At 65.2% G+C, this 20,789-nt stretch carries 25 protein-coding genes; 19 read left to right on the forward strand and 6 right to left on the reverse strand.

All coding sequences use genetic code 11. From position 1 onward, the window contains the following. The first annotated feature begins 40 nt into the window (after positions 1-40). Genes coxB through FF090_RS05700 form a run of 6 tightly spaced genes read left to right on the forward strand, consistent with a single transcriptional unit; the run spans position 41 to position 4,694 of the window. A complete protein-coding gene (gene coxB / locus FF090_RS05680; protein ID WP_138855808.1) occupies positions 41-1,234 on the forward strand; it encodes a cytochrome c oxidase subunit II in 1,194 nt (397 codons plus the stop codon). Positions 1,235-1,250: 16 nt separating this feature from the next. Continuing rightward, positions 1,251-2,876, forward strand: a complete 1,626-nt coding sequence (ctaD, locus tag FF090_RS05685; protein ID WP_138855809.1) for a cytochrome c oxidase subunit I — start codon at positions 1,251-1,253, stop codon at positions 2,874-2,876. Beyond that, positions 2,876-2,980, forward strand: a complete 105-nt coding sequence (locus tag FF090_RS19395; RefSeq protein WP_217503025.1) for a cytochrome oxidase small assembly protein — start codon at positions 2,876-2,878, stop codon at positions 2,978-2,980. Before ctaD ends, FF090_RS19395 begins: the two co-directional genes overlap by 1 nt. Further along, entirely contained in the window at positions 2,980-3,537 is a 558-nt protein-coding gene (locus FF090_RS05690) for a cytochrome c oxidase assembly protein (RefSeq protein WP_138855810.1), read from the forward strand. The genes FF090_RS19395 and FF090_RS05690 overlap by 1 nt, the downstream gene beginning before the upstream one ends. Positions 3,538-3,549: 12 nt before the next feature. Continuing rightward, a complete protein-coding gene (locus FF090_RS05695) occupies positions 3,550-3,777 on the forward strand; it encodes a DUF2970 domain-containing protein (protein ID WP_138858296.1) in 228 nt (75 codons plus the stop codon). 35 nt (positions 3,778-3,812) lie between these two features. Further along, the gene (locus FF090_RS05700) at positions 3,813-4,694 is read left to right on the forward strand and encodes a cytochrome c oxidase subunit 3 (protein ID WP_138855811.1); all 882 of its coding nucleotides are present in this window, start codon (positions 3,813-3,815) and stop codon (positions 4,692-4,694) included. A 68-nt stretch (positions 4,695-4,762) separates the two neighbouring features. Here the strand turns inward: FF090_RS05700 and FF090_RS05705 are convergent, their stop codons facing one another. Beyond that, entirely contained in the window at positions 4,763-4,984 is a 222-nt protein-coding gene (locus tag FF090_RS05705; protein ID WP_138855812.1) for a DUF2909 domain-containing protein, read from the reverse strand. Positions 4,985-5,017: 33 nt separating this feature from the next. On the opposite strand from FF090_RS05705, the gene FF090_RS05710 reads away from it, so the two are divergent. From FF090_RS05710 to FF090_RS05730, 5 genes are read left to right on the forward strand one after another with little or no spacing between them, the layout of a single operon-like run. Further along, complete coding sequence (locus FF090_RS05710; RefSeq protein WP_175423542.1) at positions 5,018-5,701, forward strand: SURF1 family protein; 684 nt, start codon at positions 5,018-5,020, stop codon at positions 5,699-5,701. Further along, positions 5,658-6,356 carry an SCO family protein gene (locus tag FF090_RS05715; RefSeq protein ID WP_138855814.1) on the forward strand — a complete coding sequence of 233 codons (699 nt, stop codon included), beginning with the start codon at positions 5,658-5,660 and terminating at the stop codon, positions 6,354-6,356. Before FF090_RS05710 ends, FF090_RS05715 begins: the two co-directional genes overlap by 44 nt. Further along, on the forward strand, positions 6,353-7,468 hold the full coding sequence (locus tag FF090_RS05720) for a COX15/CtaA family protein (protein WP_138855815.1): 1,116 nt from the start codon (positions 6,353-6,355) through the stop codon (positions 7,466-7,468). Before FF090_RS05715 ends, FF090_RS05720 begins: the two co-directional genes overlap by 4 nt. Beyond that, positions 7,465-8,358, forward strand: coding sequence for a heme o synthase (gene cyoE, locus FF090_RS05725; protein WP_138855816.1), 894 nt, complete (start codon positions 7,465-7,467; stop codon positions 8,356-8,358). The genes FF090_RS05720 and cyoE overlap by 4 nt, the downstream gene beginning before the upstream one ends. Positions 8,359-8,365: 7 nt before the next feature. Further along, positions 8,366-8,959 carry an SCO family protein gene (locus FF090_RS05730; protein ID WP_138855817.1) on the forward strand — a complete coding sequence of 198 codons (594 nt, stop codon included), beginning with the start codon at positions 8,366-8,368 and terminating at the stop codon, positions 8,957-8,959. 7 nt (positions 8,960-8,966) lie between these two features. On the opposite strand, the gene rpoH is transcribed toward FF090_RS05730, so the two are convergent. The 3 genes from rpoH to ychF all read right to left on the reverse strand — a co-directional run bounded on the left by rpoH (position 8,967) and on the right by ychF (position 11,658). Continuing rightward, complete coding sequence (rpoH, locus tag FF090_RS05735) at positions 8,967-9,872, reverse strand: RNA polymerase sigma factor RpoH (protein ID WP_138855818.1); 906 nt, start codon at positions 9,870-9,872, stop codon at positions 8,967-8,969. A 99-nt stretch (positions 9,873-9,971) separates the two neighbouring features. Next, a complete protein-coding gene (locus tag FF090_RS05740) occupies positions 9,972-10,469 on the reverse strand; it encodes a chemotaxis protein CheW (protein WP_138855819.1) in 498 nt (165 codons plus the stop codon). 97 nt (positions 10,470-10,566) lie between these two features. After that, on the reverse strand, positions 10,567-11,658 hold the full coding sequence (gene ychF / locus FF090_RS05745) for a redox-regulated ATPase YchF (protein WP_138855820.1): 1,092 nt from the start codon (positions 11,656-11,658) through the stop codon (positions 10,567-10,569). A gap of 107 nt (positions 11,659-11,765) precedes the next feature. Here ychF and FF090_RS05750 point away from each other — a divergent pair, with 107 nt between their 5' ends. The 5 genes from FF090_RS05750 to FF090_RS05770 are packed head-to-tail and all read left to right on the forward strand — an operon-like array spanning position 11,766 to position 15,893. Next, positions 11,766-12,869, forward strand: a complete 1,104-nt coding sequence (locus FF090_RS05750) for an FAD-dependent monooxygenase (protein WP_138855821.1) — start codon at positions 11,766-11,768, stop codon at positions 12,867-12,869. 12 nt (positions 12,870-12,881) lie between these two features. Beyond that, complete coding sequence (locus tag FF090_RS05755) at positions 12,882-13,610, forward strand: DsbC family protein (RefSeq protein ID WP_138855822.1); 729 nt, start codon at positions 12,882-12,884, stop codon at positions 13,608-13,610. Beyond that, the gene (locus FF090_RS05760) at positions 13,607-14,062 is read left to right on the forward strand and encodes a DUF3429 domain-containing protein (protein WP_138855823.1); all 456 of its coding nucleotides are present in this window, start codon (positions 13,607-13,609) and stop codon (positions 14,060-14,062) included. Before FF090_RS05755 ends, FF090_RS05760 begins: the two co-directional genes overlap by 4 nt. Beyond that, positions 14,032-15,108 carry a DUF3108 domain-containing protein gene (locus FF090_RS05765; RefSeq protein WP_175423543.1) on the forward strand — a complete coding sequence of 359 codons (1,077 nt, stop codon included), beginning with the start codon at positions 14,032-14,034 and terminating at the stop codon, positions 15,106-15,108. Before FF090_RS05760 ends, FF090_RS05765 begins: the two co-directional genes overlap by 31 nt. After that, entirely contained in the window at positions 15,105-15,893 is a 789-nt protein-coding gene (locus tag FF090_RS05770) for an enoyl-CoA hydratase-related protein (RefSeq protein ID WP_138855825.1), read from the forward strand. Before FF090_RS05765 ends, FF090_RS05770 begins: the two co-directional genes overlap by 4 nt. On the opposite strand, the gene FF090_RS05775 is transcribed toward FF090_RS05770, so the two are convergent. Beyond that, on the reverse strand, positions 15,894-16,469 hold the full coding sequence (locus FF090_RS05775) for a PNPOx family protein (RefSeq protein WP_138855826.1): 576 nt from the start codon (positions 16,467-16,469) through the stop codon (positions 15,894-15,896). Between the two features lies 1 nt (position 16,470). Then, positions 16,471-17,973 carry a lysine--tRNA ligase gene (gene lysS, locus FF090_RS05780; RefSeq protein ID WP_138855827.1) on the reverse strand — a complete coding sequence of 501 codons (1,503 nt, stop codon included), beginning with the start codon at positions 17,971-17,973 and terminating at the stop codon, positions 16,471-16,473. Positions 17,974-18,049: 76 nt separating this feature from the next. On the opposite strand from lysS, the gene FF090_RS05785 reads away from it, so the two are divergent. The 3 genes from FF090_RS05785 to FF090_RS05795 are packed head-to-tail and all read left to right on the forward strand — an operon-like array spanning position 18,050 to position 20,788. Next, a complete protein-coding gene (locus FF090_RS05785; RefSeq protein WP_138855828.1) occupies positions 18,050-19,114 on the forward strand; it encodes a Gfo/Idh/MocA family protein in 1,065 nt (354 codons plus the stop codon). A gap of 10 nt (positions 19,115-19,124) precedes the next feature. Continuing rightward, positions 19,125-19,700: an acyltransferase gene (locus FF090_RS05790; protein ID WP_138855829.1), complete on the forward strand. Its 576-nt coding sequence runs from the start codon at positions 19,125-19,127 to the stop codon at positions 19,698-19,700. Further along, positions 19,700-20,788, forward strand: a complete 1,089-nt coding sequence (locus FF090_RS05795; RefSeq protein WP_138855830.1) for a DegT/DnrJ/EryC1/StrS family aminotransferase — start codon at positions 19,700-19,702, stop codon at positions 20,786-20,788. Before FF090_RS05790 ends, FF090_RS05795 begins: the two co-directional genes overlap by 1 nt. Position 20,789 lies beyond the last annotated feature (1 nt).

Below are 20,789 nucleotides of genomic sequence, written 5' to 3' on the forward strand. Positions count from 1 at the left end.
CGCCCGGCGCGACCCGCAGCAACCGGAGTCGAACCGCAGAATGAACAACGCACACAAAACCCTGCAGAGCATCGGGCGTCTGGCGCAAGCCGGCCTGGCTCTGACGACCCTGGTGGGGGCGCATGCCGCCCTGGCCGCATCCAAGGTGAATGACCTGCCCGGCGGTCCGGCGGTCAATCAGATCGATCTGCACCCGCCGGTGACCAAGATCGCGGCGTGGCAGATGGATCTGCACGTCATGATGATGTGGATCTGTACCGCCATCTTCGTCGCCGTGTTCGGCGTGATGTTTTATTCGATCTTCAAACACCGCAAATCGCGCGGCGCCAAGCCGGCCGACTTCCATGAGTCGGTGGCCGTCGAGATCGCCTGGACCGTGGTGCCCTTCCTGATCGTGATCGCCATGGCCCTGCCGGCCACCAAGGTGGTGGTGGCGATGAAGGACACGACGAACGCCGACATCACCATCAAGGCCACCGGCTATCAGTGGAAGTGGGGCTATGACTATCTGAACGGCGAGGGCAAGGGCATCGGCTTCCTGTCCACGCTGGATCCGGCCCAGCGCGAGCAAAGCGACAGCGGCAAGCCCGAGCCGGTGGATAACTACCTGCTGAAGGTGGACGAGCCCCTGGTGGTGCCGGTGGACAAGAAGATCCGCATCATCACCACCGCCAACGACGTGATCCACGCCTGGATGGTGCCGGCCTTCGGCGTCAAGCAAGACGCCATCCCCGGCTTCGTGCGCGACACCTGGTTCCGTGCCGAGAAGGTGGGCGACTACTACGGCCAGTGCGCCGAGCTGTGTGGCAAGGAACACGCCTACATGCCCATCCATGTGAAGGTGCTGTCGGCCGCTGACTACAGCGCCTGGGCCGAGAAGAAGCTGAAGGAAGCAGCGGCCAAAGCCGACGATCCGAGCAAGGAATGGAAGCTGGAAGAGCTGATCGCCCGTGGCGAGAAGGTCTACAACGCCAACTGCGCCGCCTGCCACCGTGCGGACGGCAAGGGCGCCGGTCCGATCAAGCCGCTGGACGGCTCGGCCGTGGTGCTGGATGCCGACAAGGCCAAGCAGATCGCCATCCTGCTCAACGGCGCAGGCAACGGCGCCATGCCGGCCTGGAAGCAGCTCAGCGACACCGAGCTGGCTGCCGTCATCACCTACACGAAGAACAGCTGGTCGAACAAGACCGGTCAGATCGTGCAGCCGGCCGAGATGGTCGCTGCCCGCAAGTGATCACTAAGGATTTCATATGAGCGCAGTGCTTGATCACGGCCACGGCCACCACGATCACCACGACGACCACCACCACGCCCCCACGGGCTGGCGCCGTTGGGTCTTCGCCACCAACCACAAGGACATCGGCACCCTGTACCTGCTGTTCGCCTTCACCATGCTGATGGTGGGTGGCGTGTTGGCGCTGCTGATCCGCCTGGAGCTGTTCGAGCCGGGTCTGCAGTTCTTCAACCCCGAGCGCTTCAACCAGTTCACGACCATGCACGGTCTGATCATGGTGTTCGGCGCCATCATGCCGGCCTTCGTGGGCTTCGCGAACTGGATGATTCCGCTGCAGATCGGTGCATCGGACATGGCCTTCGCGCGCATGAACAACTTCAGCTTCTGGCTGATGATCCCCGCCGCGATCATGCTGGTGGCCAGCTTCTTCATGCCCGGTGGCGCTCCCGCCGCGGGCTGGACGCTGTACGCGCCGCTGACCCTGCAGATGGGCCCGTCAATGGATGCTGGCATCTTTGCCATGCACATCCTCGGCGCCAGCTCCATCATGGGCTCGATCAACATCATCGTCACCATCCTGAACATGCGCGCTCCGGGCATGACCTTGATGAAGATGCCGATGTTCGCCTGGACCTGGCTGATCACCGCCTACCTGCTGATCGCCGTGATGCCGGTGCTGGCCGGTGCCATCACGATGACCCTGACGGATCGTCACTTCGGCACCACCTTCTTCAACCCCGCCGGCGGTGGTGACCCGGTGATGTACCAGCACATCTTCTGGTTCTTCGGTCACCCCGAGGTCTACATCATGATCTTGCCGGCCTTCGGCATCGTCAGCCAGATCGTGCCGGCCTTTGCGCGCAAGAAGCTGTTCGGCTATGCATCGATGGTGTACGCCACGGCCTCGATCGCCATCCTGTCCTTCATCGTGTGGGCCCACCACATGTTCGCCACCGGCATGCCGGTGACGGGTCAGCTGTTCTTCATGTACGCCACGATGCTGATCGCCGTGCCCACGGGCGTGAAGATCTTCAACTGGCTGGCCACGATGTGGCGCGGTTCGATGACCTTCGAGACCCCGATGCTGTGGTCGGTGGGTTTCATCTTCGTGTTCACCATGGGTGGCTTCACCGGCCTGATCTGCGCGATGGCCCCCATCGACATCCAGATCCAGGACACCTACTACGTGGTGGCGCACTTCCACTACGTGCTGGTGGCCGGCTCGCTGTTTGCGCTGTTCGCGGGCGTTTATTACTGGGGCCCGAAGTGGTCGGGCGTGATGATTTCGGAGTTGCGCGGCAAGATCCACTTCTGGGGCTCGCTGATCTTCTTCAACATCACCTTCTTCCCGATGCACTTCCTGGGCCTGGCCGGCATGCCGCGTCGCTATGCCGACTACCCGATGCAGTTCGCTGACTTCAATGCGGTGGCCTCGATCGGTGCCTTCGGTTTCGGTCTGATGCAGGTCTACTTCTTCCTGGCCGTGGCGCTGCCCATGCTGCGCGGCAAGGGTGAGAAGGCCCCGCAGAAGCCTTGGGAAGCGGCCGAGGGCCTGGAGTGGGAAGTGCCGTCGCCGGCGCCCTTCCACACCTTTGAGAACCCGCCCAAGCTGGACGCCACCGCTACCAAGGTGATCGGCTGATGAGTCCTGAGCAGCAAAAGGCCAACCGCAAGCTGGGCCTGATCCTGCTCAGCGTGGCCCTGGCCTTTGGCCTGGGCTTCATGGCCAAGATGATTTGGTTGTGATGAAGGCCACCTGGGTCCAGCGTCTGCGCCTCGCCAACCGTCAGCTGGTGTTCAAGCTGACGGTGATCGTGGCCCTGATGTTTGGCTTTGGCTATGCCTTGGTGCCCATGTACCGCGCGATCTGCGAGGCCCTGGGCATCAATGTGCTGAGCCTGGCCGAACGCAAGGAGCAGGCCAAGAACACCCAGGTCGACAAATCGCGCCTGATCACCATCGAGTTTGATGCCAACTCGCGCGGACCCTGGGACTTCAAGCCGGCCATCAGCCAGCTCAAGGTCCATCCGGGCGAGATGGCGACGGTGATGTATACCTTCCGCAACCGGCAGGACTACGCGATGGCGGCGCAGGCGATCCCGAGCTATGCACCGATGCAGGCGAGCAGCCACTTCAACAAGTTGGAGTGCTTCTGCTTCAACGAGTACACGCTGGCAGCCGGTGAGAGCAAGGAGTGGCCGGTGGTCTTTGTGGTGGACCCCAAGCTGCCCAAGGATGTGCACACCATCACCTTGTCCTACACCTTCTTCGAGGTGCCGGGCAAGAAGCTGGCGGGGCTCTGAGTGGCTGAGCCGATTGATGAGTTGAAGGAGGCTGTCGCGCGTCCGATGTCCTTTGGGCAAACGGTGCGCGCAGTGGCCTGGAGTTTTTTTGGCGTGCGCAAGGGCGCTGAGCACGAGGCCGATATGGCCAAGCTCAACCCGGTACACGTGATCATTGCTGGGGTGATTGGCGCCGCACTGTTCGTGCTGACGCTGGTGGCCCTGGTGCGCTGGGTGATTGCCTCGGGCGTCGCCAGCTAATCTGTTAGAGAAGAACCGTTCGAGGAGAACCTTAGATGGCAGCAGCAAGCCCCGGGGCCGCGCCCCATTACTTTGTGCCTGGCCCGTCCCGTCATCCGGTGATGGCGTCCATCGGCCTGTTCTTCGTCGTCCTTGGCGCGGGCCAATGGGTGAATGGTCACGGCTGGGGGGCGTACTCCCTACTGTTCGGCCTGCTGTGGTGGGGCTTCGTGCTCAAGCAGTGGTTCGGTGACGCCATCCGCGAGAGCGAAGGTGGCCTCTACAGCGACCGCATCGATGTCTCCTTCCGCTGGAGCATGGGCTGGTTCATCTTCTCGGAAGTGATGTTCTTCGCCGCCTTCTTCGGCGCGCTCTACTGGGCCCGCGTGCACTCGGTGCCCACCCTGGGCAATGCCGAACACGCGCTGCTGTGGCCCGACTTCAAGGCCCTGTGGCCGAGCAGCAACCCGGGCTTTACGGCGGCGCCGGCCGGCACCATCGAGGCCTTCCAGACCATCGGTCCCTGGCCGCTGCCGACCGTCAACACCGCCCTGCTGTTGACCTCGGGCGTGACGCTGACGATCGCGCACCACGCGCTGATCGCTGGCAACCGCAGCAAAACCATCAAGTTCATGTGGCTGACCGTGCTGCTGGGCATCATCTTCCTGTTCGTGCAGGGCTATGAGTACGCGCATGCTTACCGCGACCTGAACCTGAAGCTGAGCTCTGGCATCTTCGGCTCCACCTTCTTCATGCTGACCGGCTTCCACGGCTTCCACGTGTTCGTCGGCATGCTGATGCTGCTCTTCATCACCCTGCGCCTGCAAAAGGGCCACTTCACGCCGCAGCGCCACTTCGGTTTCGAGGGCGCGGCCTGGTACTGGCACTTCGTGGACGTGGTCTGGCTGGGTCTCTACGTCATCGTCTACTGGATGTAAGACAGAACGCCCAGTAAAAAGGCGCCGCGGATGCGGCGCCTTTTTCATTGGGAGTGCAACGACTTTCGTCAGCGGCCCAGAGGAACGCCTCGAGGTTCGATCCAGCCCTGGCTCCAGGCCAGCAGGATCATCAGAAACAGAGCGACCGAGATGCCGACCCGCCAAGCCAGAGCGCGGGCCATGGTTTTGGGCGCATCCTCTTTGGACTGCGGGCGCTTGAGCATAAAGAACCCGGCCGCGGCCAGGGCACCCAGAATGCCGATGAAGGCGATCAGAAATATCCAGTTCATAGGGCGCACTGTATGAGGACTTCGCGGGCAGCCATGCTGGGCCTGACACTGCTTGGGGTGGCAGCCACGGCGGCTCTTGGGATGTGGCAGTTGGGCCGTGCGCAGGACAAGTTGCAGCGTCAGGCCCAGTTGCAGGCGGCGCAGCAGGCCTCGGCCTTGACCGCTACCGAGTTACTGGCAGAACCCCGCGGCCCCTGGTTGCAGCGCGAGGCCGTCCTGCACGGGCGCTGGATGCCCGAGCAGCAGATCTGGCTGGACAACCGTCCGCACGACCGGCGTGTGGGCACCTTGCTGCTGACCCCACTGCGCTTGCAAGGCGGGGCCGTGATCTGGGTGCAGCGCGGCTGGCAGGCACGGGCGCCGGGTCAGCATGCCGTACCGCCCTGGCCCCCGACGCCGGATACAGACGTTCAGGTGCGAGGGCGATTGGCCCTACACGCCTCACAGGCCTATGCGATGGGGCCTGAAGGCAGCGGCGCACTGAGACAAAATCTCGACCTCGCCGCCAGCCGGTCGGCCCTGGGCGTCACGCCACTGCCCTGGGTGCTGTGGCAGATCGGTCCGGACTGCGCACCCCTGCGCTGCGACTGGCCGGAGCCCGATAGCGGCGTTCACAAACACTGGGGCTATGCCGCGCAATGGTTTGCGCTGGCGGCCCTGATCCTGGGTCTTTATGTCTGGTACCAACACCTCCGCCCCGCACGCGCCAAGCGCTGATCCGGCCCAATTGACGGTGCATGACGTCGGTGCCCTGGAAGGGCTGACGAGCGCCGAGCGCACCCGCCGTGGGCGCTGGATGATGGCCTGGGTGGTGTTTCTGTGCGCCTTGCCCGTCATTGCCAGCTACTTCACCTTCTATGTGATCCAACCGCGCGGGCAGGGCTATGGCAGCTTGATTGACCCACCCCGATTGATCCCCGAGGCGCTCGCTCTGCGCGACCTGCAGGGGCGTCCGGTTGCCGCGAAGTCTTTGCACCAGCAGTGGTTGCTGGTGGTGGTGGATGGGGGTTCCTGCGTGGGCGAGTGCGAGAAGCATCTGTACCTGCAGCAGCAACTGCGCACCATGCTGGGCAAGGAAATGGACAAGCTGGACAAGGTTTGGCTCGTCAACGACGAGGCCCCGCTGAGCGCCGAATTGCAGGCCAAGCTGGGGCAAGCCCAAGCTCTGCAGGTGTTGCGCGCCAACCCCGAGGCTCTGGCGCGATGGTTGGAGCCGGCTGCAGGTCAGCCGCTGAGTGCCCATCTCTATCTAGTGGATCCGCGCGGGGAATGGATGTGGCGCTCACCCGTGGCGCCCGATCCCCTGCAGGTCAAGAAAGACCTCAACCGCCTGCTCAAGGCCAACGCCGGCTGGGACCGTCCGGGCCGATGAATACCGTCGATTTGTCGCCGCTGCTCCAACTGCTGTTACTGGGTTTGGCCCTGGGCAGTCTGCCTCTGGGCTATTGGCTGCTGCGCGGGCGCGGCCAGGCGCCGCGCCAGCGCCTGCGTGCCCTGTTGCTGGTGACCCTGTTCCTGACCTTTGACCTGGTGGTGTTCGGCGCGTTCACTCGGTTGTCGGACTCTGGCCTGGGTTGCCCGGATTGGCCCGGTTGCTTTGGCGAAGCCAGCCCTTTGGGCGCGCACAGCGAAATTGCCGAGCAGCAGGCCTTGCGCCCCCAGGGGCCGGTCACCCGTGGCAAGGCCTGGGTGGAGATGGTGCATCGCTACTGGGCCAGTGCCGTGGGCTTTTTGATCGTGGTGGCCGCCGCGCTGTCCTGGCGCTGGCGTGCGCAGTTGCCGGCTGGCGCGCCGTTATGGGCCAGTTTCACGCTGCTGTGGGTGTTGCTGCAGGGGGCTTTTGGTGCGTTGACCGTCACGATGAAGCTGTTCCCGGCCATCGTCACCTTGCACCTGCTGTTCGGGCTCGGTCTGCTGGTGCTGTTGATGCGTCAGGCCCACGCACTGGGGGATATGCAGCCCCTGGACGGCCCTGGCCTGCGCCCCCTCGCGCTGGCCTGCGCGCTCGCACTCGGGCTTCAGATCGCGCTGGGCGGCTGGGTCAGCACCAATTACGCCGTGCTGGTGTGCTCCGACTTCCCGACTTGTCAGGGCCAGTGGTGGCCCAAGATGGATTTCGCCCAGGGCTTTGCGCTGTGGCGTGAATTGGGCCAGACCCATGGCGGCGACTGGTTGGGCTTCCCGGCGCTGACCGCTATCCATGTGACCCACCGCCTGGGAGCGCTGGTGCTGACGGGTCTGCTGCTTGGGCTGGTCATTCGCCTCTGGGCTCAGGCGCCGCGTCTTGCCCGCACCCTCTTGGCCTTGCTGGCTCTGCAGGTGCTGACGGGCGTCTCCAATGTGGTGCTGGGCTGGCCGCTGGTGGCCGCTTTGCTGCACAGCGCGGGTGCGGCCGGGCTGGTGCTGGTCCTGACGGCTCTGTACGGGCGACTACGGCCCACGCCGCAGCCCGAAACTTCATTCAACAAGCAGGTGATGGCATGAGCGCCACGATGTCGACATGGCGCCAGTACTACGCGCTGACCAAGCCCCGGGTGGTGCAGCTGATCGTTTTTTGTGCCCTCATTGGCATGGCCCTGGCGGTGCCGGGCTGGCCCAGCGGGTCGGAGTGGCGCACGATAGGTGCGGCGTGTGCGGGCATCTGGCTTGTGGCGGCTGCGGCTGCGGCCTTCAACTGCTTGATTGAGCAGCACATCGATGCACGCATGAAGCGCACCGCCTGGCGCCCCACGGCGCGCGGTGAGCTTTCGCCGCGCCAGGCCCTGGTGTTTTCGGCCCTCTTGTGCAGCGCCGGCGCGGTCGTGTTGCTGGTGTGGGTCAATGCACTGACGCTGTGGCTGACCCTGGCCACCTTCGTCGGCTATGCCGTGATCTACACCGTCTGGCTCAAGCCCACTACGCCGCAAAACATTGTGATCGGGGGGGCTTCGGGCGCCATGCCGCCGGTGCTGGGCTGGGCGGCAATGCGCGGTGAGCTGGGTGCCGAGGCCTGGCTGATGTGTTTGATCATCTTCCTCTGGACTCCGCCGCACTTCTGGGCGCTGGCGCTCTATCGCGTCGAGGACTATCGCCGCTCGGGTTTGCCGATGCTGCCCGTGACCCATGGCAGTGACTTCACCCGCCTGCAGGTCCTGCTCTACACCTGGGTGCTGCTGGCGGCCACACTCCTGCCCTTCCTGATCGGCATGAGTGGCTGGCTTTACCTGGTGGCGGCCTTGGGCTTAGGCCTGCGTTTCTGCTGGTTCGGCTGGCGCCTCTATCGCGACTATTCGGACGAGCTGGCGCGCCGCACTTTCTGGTTCTCGATCTGGTACTTGACCCTGCTGTTCGCAGCCCTTTTGGTGGACCACTATGCCGCTGCCTGGCTTTACTGATCGACTCATGGTTCGACACATCGATCGACGCACCCTGTTGGCCGCCAGCCTGGCATTGGCGGGCTGTGATTCCCAGCCCAAAGCGGCCTTTCAGGGGATCGACTTGACGGGGGCGGCCTACGCCCGCGAGCTGAAGTTGAGCGACCCGGCCGGTCAGCCGCGCAGCCTGGCCGACTTCAAGGGCAAGGTGGTGGTGCTGTTCTTCGGCTACACGCAGTGCCCGGATGTGTGCCCGAGCACTTTGGGCGAGCTGCAGCTTGTGAAGCAGGAACTGGGCAAGGACGGCGAACGGGTGCAAGGCCTGTTTGTGACCGTAGACCCGGAGCGCGACACGCCCGAGTTGCTGGGGCAGTACATCGCCAACTTCGGCCCCGGCATGACGGCGCTACGCGGTAACCCCGAGCAGACGCAGGCGGCAGCCAAGGAGTTCAAGGTCTTCTACGCCAAGGTGCCCTCGAAGGATGGCCAGAGCTACACCATGGATCACACGGCGGCCAGCTTCCTGTTCGATCCGCAGGGCCAGGTGCGGGTCTACGCCCGCTACGGGCAGGGCCCCAAGGCCCTGCTGCATGACCTGAAGTTGCTGTTGGCGGGGGCCTAAGGGCTTCTTAGGCGGCCTGCAAGGCCGCCCGCATTTTCTTCATCGCCGCCACTTCGATCTGGCGGATGCGCTCGGCGCTGACGCCGTACTCGGCGGCCAGTTCGTGCAGGGTCTTTCCGCCGCTGGCGTCATCGTTCACGTCCAGCCAGCGCGCCTGCACGATGCGACGGCTGCGTTCGTCCAGTTGTTCCAGCGCGCGGCTCAGGCCGGTGCTGGCCATCTCGTCGCGCGCGCGGCGCTCCAGCAGGCGGCTGGGTTCCTGCAGATCGTCGGACAGATACGAAATCGGGGCGGGCGGCGCGCCCTCGTCGTCATCGGCCGGAGCCTCCAGGGCGACGTCACCGCCGGCCAGACGGGTCTCCATCTCGATGACTTCTTCGGGCTTGACGTTGAGGCTGCGCGCCACCTCGGCAATCTCGGCCTCACTCAGGGCCTGACGCTGAGGGCTGTCGGTCTGGCCCTTGAGCGCATGCTTCATCGAGCGCAGGTTGAAGAACAGTTTGCGCTGGGCCTTGGTGGTGGCCACCTTGACGAGGCGCCAGTTACGCACGATGTATTCGTGGATCTCGGCCTTGATCCAGTGCATGGCATAGGACACCAGGCGCACGCCCTGATCGGGGTCGAAGCGCCGCACCGCCTTCATCAGGCCGACATTGCCTTCCTGGATCAGATCGCCCTGCGGCAGGCCATAGCCCATGTACTGACGCGAAATGGCCACTACCAAGCGCAGGTGGGACATCACCAGGCGGCCGGCAGCGTCCAGGTCACCCGTCTCGCGCAGCGCCTTGGCGTGTTGCGCCTCCTCTTCGGCCGTGAGCATGGGCAGGGCCTGGACGGCACGGATGTAGGCATCCAGATTGCCGAGCGAGGGCACCAGGGCCCAGGGGTCGCGGACGGCGAGGGCAGTGGTCATGGGGCGTTTCCTTCTCAAACCGGGGGCGAAGGGCCCCGGCTTCAGAAGATATTAGCACTCGATTGGCAAGAGTGCTAACAGTCAGGTTTTGACCTGAACCTATTCGGTGAGACCAAATTCCGGACTGGCCACCATGCCTTCGATGTCCAGCAGGATCAGGATGCGCTCGCCGATCTTCCCGAGTCCGGTAACGAAGCGCGAATCGATCGCCGCGGCCATTTCTGGCGCGGGGCGGATCTGATCGGCCGTCAGTTCCAGCACGTCAGACACCGAGTCCACCACCATGCCCAATACGCGGTTGCCGATATTGAGCACGATCACCACCGTGAAGCCGCTGTATTGGGCGTCACAGCCCAGGCGCAGCCGCATGTCCATGATGGGCACGATGACGCCGCGCAAATTGACCACGCCCTTGACAAAGCTGGGTGCATGGGCAATTCGTGTGGGCGCCTCGTAGCTGCGGATCTCCTGCACCTTCAGGATGTCGATGCCGTACTCCTCGGCACCGATCCGGAAGGTCAGAAACTGCTTGCTGGGTTTGCTGCCGGTGCTTGAAGCGCCGGTCTGAGAAGACACCACCAGGTCGGTCGAGCTCATGGTTGCAGCGAGTTCCTATAGAGGGGTTGCGCGGCCGGATTTGATGAAACCATTGTGCCAAGCCAGCAGGGGCGCTGACTTGGCGTACACCCTATCTTTAGACGTTGAACAAGAAGTTCATGACGTCGCCATCTTTGACGACATATTCCTTGCCTTCAGCGCGCATCTTGCCTGCATCTTTGGCACCTTGTTCGCCTTTGAAGCTCACGAAGTCCTCGAAGGCAATGGTCTGGGCGCGAATGAAGCCGCGTTCGAAGTCGGTGTGGATCACGCCGGCGGCCTGGGGTGCGGTGTCACCCTTGTGGATGGTCCAGGCGCGCACTTCCTTCACGCCGGCGGTGAAGTAGGTCTGCAGCCCCAGGAGGCTGAAGGCGGCGCGGATCAGGCGGTTCAGGCCCGGCTCGGTCTGGCCCATTTCGGACAGGAACATGGCCTTGTCCTCGTCGTCCATCTCCGAGAGTTCGCTCTCGGTCTTGGCGCAGATCGCCACCACCGGACCGTTCTGGGCTGCGGCGTATTCCTTCAGGCGGTCCAGGAAGGGGTTGTTCTCAAAGCCCGACTCACTGACGTTGCCCACGAACATGGCCGGCTTGGCCGTGATCAGGCACAGGGGCTTGAGGATGGCGCGCTCTTCCTTGCTGAAGTCGATCGAGCGCACCGGCTTGGCCTGATCCAGTGCAGCCTGGCATTTCTCGAGCACCTTGACCAGGGCGATGGCCTCTTTGTCGCCGGCGCGGGCCACCTTGTTGTAGCGGTGCAGGCTTTTTTCCACCGTGCCCAGGTCGGCCAGGCAGAGTTCGGTCTGGATGACCTCGATGTCAGAGATCGGATCGACCTTGCCGTTGACGTGGATGACGTTTTCGTCCTCGAAGCAGCGCACCACATTGACGATGGCGTCCGTCTCGCGGATGTGGCTCAAGAACTGGTTGCCCAAACCCTCGCCCTTGCTGGCGCCGGCCACCAGGCCGGCGATGTCCACGAACTCGACGATGGCGGGCACAACGCGCTCAGGCTTGACGATCTCAGACAGCGCATCCAGGCGCGGGTCCGGCAGTTCCACGATGCCCACATTGGGCTCGATGGTGCAAAAAGGGTAGTTCTCGGCGGCGATGCCGGCCTTGGTCAATGCGTTGAAGAGGGTGGACTTGCCGACATTGGGCAATCCAACGATGCCGCACTTGAGACTCATCGGGCTTCCTTTTGGGTATGGGCCCGGGGCCGGGCAAAGCGCGCGATTTTAGAAGGCCATGGCCCTGTTCCGGTCGACCCTTGGGTCAGCTTTCTAGAATGCGCGCCATGCAACACGATGTGCTGATTCGCGGAGATGGCTGTGTGGGCCGGGCTTTGGCCCTGTCCCTGTCGCGCCAAGGGCTGCGCGTGGCCCTGCAAGGCCGAGCCGCTGCCGCCCCGCAGGCTGGGGATTTGCGCGCCTATGCGCTGAATGCCGCCTCGCGCCAGCTGCTGATGGATCTGAAGGTGTGGGAGGCCCTGCCGCCAGCGGCACGCACGCCAGTGCATGAGATGAAGGTGCATGGCGATCAAGCCGAGGCGCGCATCGAGTTCTCGGCCTGGAGCGCCGAGGTCGAGGAACTGGCCTGGATCGTCGACGCTGCCGAGTTGGAGTCGCAGCTGGACGCCGCCCTGCGTTTTGCGCCCCATGTGGAACGGGTGCAGGCCGAGGTGCCCCACGCCCTGCTGGCTCTGTGTGAGGGCCGTGAGGCGAGCTCACGCGCGGCGCTGGGCGTTGAGGTCGACCAGCACCGCTATGGCCACAGCGCGCTGGCGGCCCGTCTGGTGGCGGACCGCCCGCATCAGGGTGTGGCCTGGCAGTGGTTCCAAGACGGCTCGGTGTTGGCGCTGTTGCCGCTGGATCGCCCCGAACCGACCTGTTCCTACGCCTTGGTGTGGTCGCAGCCGGCCGAACAGGCGCAGGCCTGGGCGACCGCGAGTGGGCCTGAGCTAGAGGCCGCGCTGGCCGCTGCCACACAGGGGCAGGCCGGCACCCTGCGCTTGGCCAGTGAGCGCAAGACCTGGCCCTTGCAGTGGCTGCGCGCTAAGGAGGTTTGTGGGCCTGGCTTTGTGCTGCTGGGCGACTGCGCGCATCAAGTCCACCCCTTGTCGGGCCAAGGTCTGAACCTGGGCCTGGGCGATGTGGCGGCCCTGGCCCAGGTGTTGCAGCAACGCGAAAGCTGGCGCCCCTTGGGCGACGAGCGGCTGCTGCGTCGCTATGCGCGCCAGCGGGCCCTGCCCACACTGCTCATGGGTGGGGGCGCCGATGCCCTGTGGTCCGGTTTTGCCCATGCCTCGCCCTGGGTGCGCAGTCTGCGCAATCAGGGTCTGTCTCTTGTGAACCAATTGCCCCCCGTGAAGCGCTGGTTGGCCCAGCGCGCGATGGGCTGACGAAGGATTGCCATGTTGCTGCGTTCTCTGACTTTGGCCGTATTGGCCTCCATCGGCCTGGCGGCCCACGCCAATGAGGCGGCGATTCGCAAGAACCTGACTGAGCGCCTGCCGACCTTTCCGAAAATCGATGAGGTCCGCGCCACGCCAATCCCGGGCTTGTTCGAGGTGCGTTTTGGCACCGAGATCCGCTACACCGATGCCAAGGGCGAGTACCTGGTGGAGGGCGATCTGATCGACCTCAAGACCAAAAAGAGCCTGACGCAGGAGCGCGTTGAGAAGCTCACCGCCGTCACCTTTGACAGCCTGCCGCTGAAGGACGCCATCGTCTGGAAGCGTGGCAACGGTAGCCGTCGCATGGCCGTGTTTGCCGACCCCAATTGCGGCTACTGCAAGCGCTTCGAGCGAGGCCTGCAGGAGATGAAGGACGTCACCGTCTACACCTTCCTGATCCCCATCCTGGGCAGCGACTCGCGCGAGAAGACCCGCAACATCCTGTGCGCCAAGGACAACGCCGATGCCTGGTTGGGCTGGATGTTGAAGGACAAGCAGCCCGTCAAACCGCAGGGCAGCTGCGACGATGCAGCCATCGAGCGCAATATGGCTTTTGCGCGCAAGCACCAGATCCATGGCACGCCGGCCATCATCTTTGAAGACGGTAGCCGCGTGCCCGGCGCCATTCCGCCTGAGGCCATTGCCGAGCGCCTGAGCAAGGCCGAGAAGGCGGAGAAGTCCTCTTGAGCCACACCCCGCCTCCCCAACTGGCGCAGCGATTGGCTTATGCGGGGTTGATCCCCTTCGTGCTGGGGGCTGCACTGGCCTGGATCCTGCCTCCGCCCGATGCCAGCGTCTCTGGCTTGGATGAGCACACCTATGCGCTGCTTGGGCTGTCGGCCTTTGCTGGCGTGGTGTTGAGCTTTCTGGGGGCGGTGCACTGGGGGCGTGCCCTGCAGGCCGCCGAGACAGCGTCCTTTCCCTACCGCTGGGCGGTGGTGCCGGCCCTGATCGGCTGCACGGCCCAGCTGATGCCGCCCTATGCGGGCCTGGTGGTGCAGGGGGCGGCGCTGTGGGCCTGCTATGGGGTGGATCGCCAACACTACCCCCGCTGGGGCGCGCAGGGCTGGCTGACGCTGCGCTTCCGCTGCACGCTGGTGGCCAGCCTGTGCTGCTTCCTGGCCGCCGCCGCAACCTGAAGCCGACTCGCTCCCTGTTCGCGCTGGGCTGCGCCGTGGCCCTGGCCCATGGTTTGGCGCTGTGGTTTTTGCCCCCGCCGCAGACTGCGCCGCCGCTGCCGGAGCGACTGAAGGTGGCCTTGGTGCGGCCCATCGCGCTGCAGTCGCCACCTCGCGTGACGCAGGGCGCTGGCAAGGTGCGTCGACTGACCGAGGCCGCAGCGGCGCGTGGGGGGGTGAAGACCGACGTCGAGTCTGTGCAGCCGGCCTTGCCGGCTCAGGAAGCTGATTTGCCGCTGCGTACGCCGCCGCCGCTTGATCTGGGGGCCGAGCGCGCGGATGAGCCGGGCCCCGAGTGGCCGCTGTCTTCGCGCCTGCGCTACGGGCTCACCGGGCACTACCAAGGTCCGGTGCACGGCGACGCTGAAGTGGAGTGGTTGCGCCAAGGGGCGCGTTACCAGGTGCGGTTGATGGTGAGCGTGGGGCCGCGGTTGGCGCCCTTCATGCGGCGCACCTTGGTCAGCGAAGGGCGGCTGGGGGCGCAGGGCATTGCACCGCAGCGCTTTTCTGAAGAGACCCGGATGCTCCTGTTCGCGCCGCGCCGTCTGGGCGTGGAGTTGGGGCCGACCGAATTGGCCTTCAGCAATGGCCGCCGTGAGCGCACACCGGCTGGCGTGCAGGACAGCGCCAGCCAGTTCGCGCACCTGAGCTGGTTGCTGCTCACGGGACGCGTCCAGCCCGCCGTCGGCGTGGCCATTGATCTGCCCCTGGCCCTGCCGGCGCGGCTGCAGCCCTGGCGCTATGAGCTCGAAGGCCTGGAGACGGTGGAGACGCCGCTCGGGGCCTTGCCGGCTTGGAAGCTTGCGCCGCGCGTGACGGACCGTCGTGGTGCCTTGCTGGCCACGGTGTGGTTGGCGCCGCAGCTGCAATACCTGCCGGTGCGCATCGACATCCAGCAAGACGAGCACACGCAAATTCGCCTGGTGCTGGCCGAGCCACCGCTGCAAGAGGCCGCGCGGCCGTCGGCCGACAATGCAAATCATCCTGAAGGAGACCCCAAACCATGAATTACGAATGCATCCTGGTTGAGACCGTTGGCGCGGGCGCGCGCAAGACCGGCCTGATCCGCCTGAACCGCCCCAAGGCCCTGAATGCGCTGAGCGACCCGCTGATGGACGAACTCGGCCACGCGCTCAAGGCCTTCGATGCCGATGAGGGCATCGGCTGCATCGTGCTGACCGGCAGCGAGAAGGCCTTTGCCGCCGGCGCCGACATCCCCACCCTGATGCAGCACGACTTCATGTCGGCCTTCAACAGCCAACTGATCAGTAAGAACTGGGAGCACATCCTGCAGGTGCGCAAGCCGGTGCTGGGCGCGGTGCAGGGCTTCTGCTTGGGTGGTGGCTGCGAACTGGCCATGATGTGCGACGTGCTCTACGCGGCCGACACGGCCAAATTCGGCCAACCCGAGATCAAGCTGGGCGTGATTCCCGGCGGCGGTGGCACGCAGCGCCTGCCGCGCTGGGTGGGCAAGAGCAAGGCGATGGACTTGCTGCTGACCGGCCGCATGATGGGCGCGGAAGAGGCTGAACGCTCTGGCCTGGTGGCCCGCGTGATCCCGGCCGCCGAGCTGATGGACGAAGTGCTGAAAGCAGCCGAGACCATCAATGGCTATGCCGCACCGGTGGTGGCTTTGATGAAGCAACTCACGAATCAGGCCTTCGAGGTGCCGCTGACTCAGGGTGTGCAGATCGAGCGTGGCATGTTCCACGCCGTGTTCGGCACGGCCAATCAGAAAGAGGGCATGGACGCCTTCCTGAACAAGCGCGCGCCGAACTGGCCGCAGCCCTGATCAGGGGCTGAGCCAGCGAGCACCGGCGGCATCGAAGCCGGCGCGGCGCTGGCCGCCGCTGCGCAGGCCCAGCCAGTCCAACTCGGTGACCTGCAGGCGCACCAGCGCGAAATGATTGCGCTGCTCGGGCAGTGGGGTGGGCGGAGTGCCGTCGAGCGCGCTGCCCGGAGGCAGGGGGGAGAGGTAGTCGTAGGCCGCCGGGCTCAGGCGCAGCCGGGCCCAGCGGCTGGAGACGGCCAGGCCCTCCGTCAGCACCTCGGCCACCACCTTGGCGCGCAGCTGCCAGCCCAGGCGTGGGCACCAGCACACCAGCTGGGCCCTGGGGGTGTCGCGAAGCTGTGCGGCCTTGGGCGAGCGGGCGTCGGTGAAGAAGATCAGCTGCTGCTGCGCGGCGTCCACTTCGCGCAGCACGATGCTGCGGGCGTCCACGCTGTCGCCGGATCGGGTCGCCAGCGTGGCCAAAGTTGCGACTCGCCAGCCATGCGCCTTGTCGGCCACGCAGCGCTCCAGTTCGACCCAGAGCGCGGCGTGCAGGGCCGCCAGATCGTCGAACGATTCAGCGGCCCCGAGTGGCATCTCAGTTTTCCCGACGAAGAGCGGGGAACAGGATGACGTCGCGGATCGACGGCGAGTCGGTCAGCAGCATCACGAAGCGGTCGATGCCGATGCCGCAGCCGCCGGTCGGGGGCATGCCGTATTCCAGCGCGCGGATGAAGTCAGCGTCGAAGTGCATGGCTTCGTCGTCGCCGCCATCCTTGGCGTCCACTTGGGCCTGGAAGCGCGCGGCCTGGTCCTCGGCGTCGTTCAGCTCCGAGAAGCCGTTGGCCACTTCGCGCCCGGTCATGTAGAGCTCGAAGCGCTCGGTGATGCCGGGGTTGGCGTCATTGGCGCGCGCCAGCGGGCTCACTTCCAGCGGGTGGTTCATGATGAAGGTGGGCTGCCAGAGCTTTTCCTCCACCGTGGCCTCGAACAGGTTGTACTGGAGCACGGCCAGATTGGCGCCCTCGGGCACCTTCTCGCCGGCGGCCTGGATCTTGGCGATCAACACCTCGGGGTTGTCGGCCTCGGCCTCGGTCAGGCCGGCGTGCTGGATCAGCGCGTCGCGGATGGTCAGGCGGGCAAAGGGCTGGTCCAGGTGGACTTCCTTACCGTTGTAGCTGAGCGCCGCCGAGCCGGTGGCCGCACGCGCCACATGACGCAGCAGCTCTTCGGTGAAGTTCATCTGGTCCTCATGCGTCCAGTAGGCCGCATAGAACTCCATCATCGTGAACTCGGGGTTGTGGCGGACCGACAGGCCTTCGTTGCGGAAGTTGCGGTTGATCTCGAACACGCGCTCGAAGCCGCCGACGATCAGGCGCTTCAGGTAGAGCTCGGGCGCGATGCGCAGGAACATCTGCTGGTCCAGCGCGTTGTGGTGGGTCTCGAAGGGCTTGGCATTGGCGCCACCGGGAATGGGGTGGAGCATGGGCGTCTCGACCTCCAGGAAGCCGTGCTCCACCATGAAGCCGCGCAGGGCCGAGACCGCCTTGGAGCGCAGCGCAAAGCGCTCGCGCGCAGCCTCGTCGCTGATCAGGTCGACATAGCGCTGGCGATACTTCAGCTCCTGGTCGGCCATGCCGTGGAATTTGTCGGGCAGGGGGCGCAGGCTCTTGGTCAGCATCACCAGCTGCGTTACCTTGATCGAGAGTTCGCCGGTCTTGGTGCGGAACAGGGTGCCGCGTGCGCCAACTATGTCGCCCAGGTCCCAGTGCTTGAAGTCGGCGTACAGCTCTTCACCCAAGGCATCGCGCTGCACGTAGAGCTGGATGCGGGAGGTGCTGTCTTGCAGGGTGACGAAGCTGGCCTTGCCCATCACGCGCTTGAGCATGATGCGGCCGGCCACGCTGACCTCGATGGCCTGCGGCTCCAGTTCCTCATTGGGGATCTCGCCGTAGCGTTGGCCCAAGGGCAGGGCGCGGTGCTCGGGTTTGAAGTCGTTCGGGAAGACCACCCCTCCCCGCTGGCGGCGCTCGGCCAGTTTGGCGCGGCGCTCGGCGATCAGTTGGTTCTCGTCGGCGTGGGGCGCGGTGGTGGGTTCCATGGCTGTTGCTTGCGTTTTAGCGAAGTGGCGGATTCTAGGGATCGCCCTAGGGGTCACTCCTAGAATGCCGCCCCTTATGACGCATCTACGCTGCACTGCCATTGCCGGCCGCAAGATCCGCTTCGCTCTGGTTGGCTGCGGGCGCATCGCCGCCAACCACCTGGAGGCGCTGAGCCGCCACGCCGAGCGCGCTGAACTGGTGGCGGTGTGCGACAACAACCCCCAGGCACTGGCCGCCGCTGTGGCCAAGACCGGTGCGCCGGGTTTTGCGTCACTCACCGATTTGCTGGCGGCCAGCAACGCCGACTGCGTGGTGCTGACGACCCCGAGCGGCCTGCATCCGGCCCAGGCCATCGAGGTGGCGCGTTCCGGCCGCCATGTGATGACCGAAAAGCCCATGGCCACGCGCTGGCAGGACGGGCTGGATATGGTGCGTGCCTGCGATGAGGCCGGGGTGCATCTTTTTGTGGTGAAGCAAAACCGCCGCAACCGCACCCTGCAGCTGCTCAAGCGCGCGCTGCAGGCGCATCGCTTCGGGCGGCTCTATTCGGTGGCGGTGAATGTGTTCTGGACCCGCCCGCAGGACTATTACGACAGCGCCGCCTGGCGCGGCACCTGGGAGTTCGATGGCGGCGCGCTGATGAATCAGGCCAGCCATTACGTCGATCTGCTGGACTGGCTGATCGGCCCAGTGGAGTCGGTGTCGGCCTACACGGCCACGCTGGCGCGGCGCATCGAGGTCGAGGACAGCGCGGTGGTGGCGCTGAAGTGGCGCAATGGCGCGCTGGGCACGGTGAATGTGTCGATGCTGACCTATCCGAAGAATCTGGAGGGCTCGATCACCGTGCTGGGCGAAAAGGGCACGGTGCGCATCGGTGGCCTGGCGGTGAACGAGATCCAGCATTGGGAATTCGACGCCCCGCATGCCATGGATTCCGAGTTGGATGCGGCCAATTACGCCACCACCTCGGTCTATGGTTTCGGTCACCCGCTCTATTACGACAACGTACTCAAGACTTTGGCCGGTGAAGCCGCGCCCGAGACCGATGGGCGCGAAGGCCTGAAAAGCCTCGAGCTGTTGATCGCCATGTACCTGTCGGCCCGCGACGGCCGTCGGGTCAACCTGCCTCTTAGTTACTGATCCGCTGCTGATGCCCACCACCATCCATCCCAGCGCCATCGTGGACGCGGGCGCGCAGTTGGGCGCGGACTGCCGGGTCTGGCATTTCGTGCACATCAGTGCCGGCGCCCGCATTGGCGCGCGCTGCTCCTTCGGTCAAAACGTCTTTGTCGGCAACGATGTGCGGATTGGCGACAACGTCAAGATCCAGAACAACGTCTCCGTCTATGACGCCGTGACCCTGGAAGACGATGTGTTCTGCGGCCCCAGCATGGTGTTCACCAATGTGCACAACCCGCGCGCGGCCGTGCCACGCAAGGAAGAGTACCGCCGCACCTTGATCAAACGCGGCGCCACCCTGGGCGCGAATAGCACCATCGTCTGCGGTGTCACGGTCGGTGCCCATGCCTTTGTGGGCGCTGGCGCCGTCATCACCAAGGACGTGCCGGACTTCGCGCTTATGGCCGGCGTGCCGGCGAGGCGCATCGGCTGGATGAGCCGGCACGGCGAGCGCCTGGCCTTTGACGCTGAAGGGCGGGCCCAATGCCCGCACAGTGGCGACCGCTATCAACTCGATGCCGGCGCCGTGCGCCTTTTGGAAGCCTGATGCAGTTCATTGACCTCAAGGCCCAGTACGCGGCCCTGCGCGAGTCCATCCAGGTGCGCATGAATGCCGTGCTGGAGCATGGCCAGTACATCATGGGCCCCGAAGTGGCCGAGATGGAGGCCGCCCTGGCCGCTCGCGTGGGTGTGGATCACTGTATTTCCGTGGCCAGCGGCACCGAGGCCCTGTTGATTGCGCTGATGGCGCTGGACATCGGCCCCGGCGACGAGGTCATCACCACGCCCTTCACCTTCGCCGCCAGCGCCGAGACCATCGTGCTGGCCGGTGCCACCCCGGTGTTCGTGGACATTGAGCCCGACACCTGCAACATCGATGCGGCGTTGATTGAGGCGGCCATCACGCCGCGCACCCGGGCCATCATGCCGGTCAGTCTCTACGGCCAGGTGGCCGACATGGCCGCCATCAATGCCATCGCGGCACAGCATGGCCTGGCGGTGATCGAGGATGCTGCGCAGAGCTTCGGTGCTACATACCAAGGACGGCCCAGCTGCGGCCTGTCCACCTTCGGCGCCACCAGCTTCTTCCCCAGCAAGCCCCTGGGCTGCTATGGCGATGGCGGGGCGCTGTTCACGAACGATGCGGCGCTGGCCCAGGCCGCGCGCGAGATCCGCGTCCACGGCCAGAGCAAGCGCTACCACCACAGCCGCATCGGCGTGGGCGGGCGCATGGACACCCTGCAATGCGCCGTGGTGCTGGCCAAGCTGGAGCGTTTTGACTGGGAGATCGAGCGCCGCCTGGCATTGGGGGATCGCTACCACCAGCTGCTGGCCGATCTGTCATTGCGCCGCCTGGTCGTGCGGCCGGATCGCGATTGCGTTTGGGCCCAGTACACGGTGTTCGTGGAACAGCGTGCGGCCGTGCAGGCGGCGTTGCAGGCGGCGGGTATCCCCACTGCGATCCACTACCCGATTCCGCTGCACCACCAGCCAGCCTATGCCCGCTTTGCGCCGCAGGAGGCCTGCCCGCATGCGGTGCGGGCCGCCGCCCAGGTGCTGAGCCTGCCCATGAGTGCGGATCTGAGCGAGGCCGATCAGGACCGCATCGTCGCGGCGCTGCGCCAGGCCCTTTGAG

The organism is Inhella inkyongensis (assembly GCF_005952805.1).
Classification (GTDB): Bacteria; Pseudomonadota; Gammaproteobacteria; order Burkholderiales; family Burkholderiaceae_C; genus Inhella; species Inhella inkyongensis.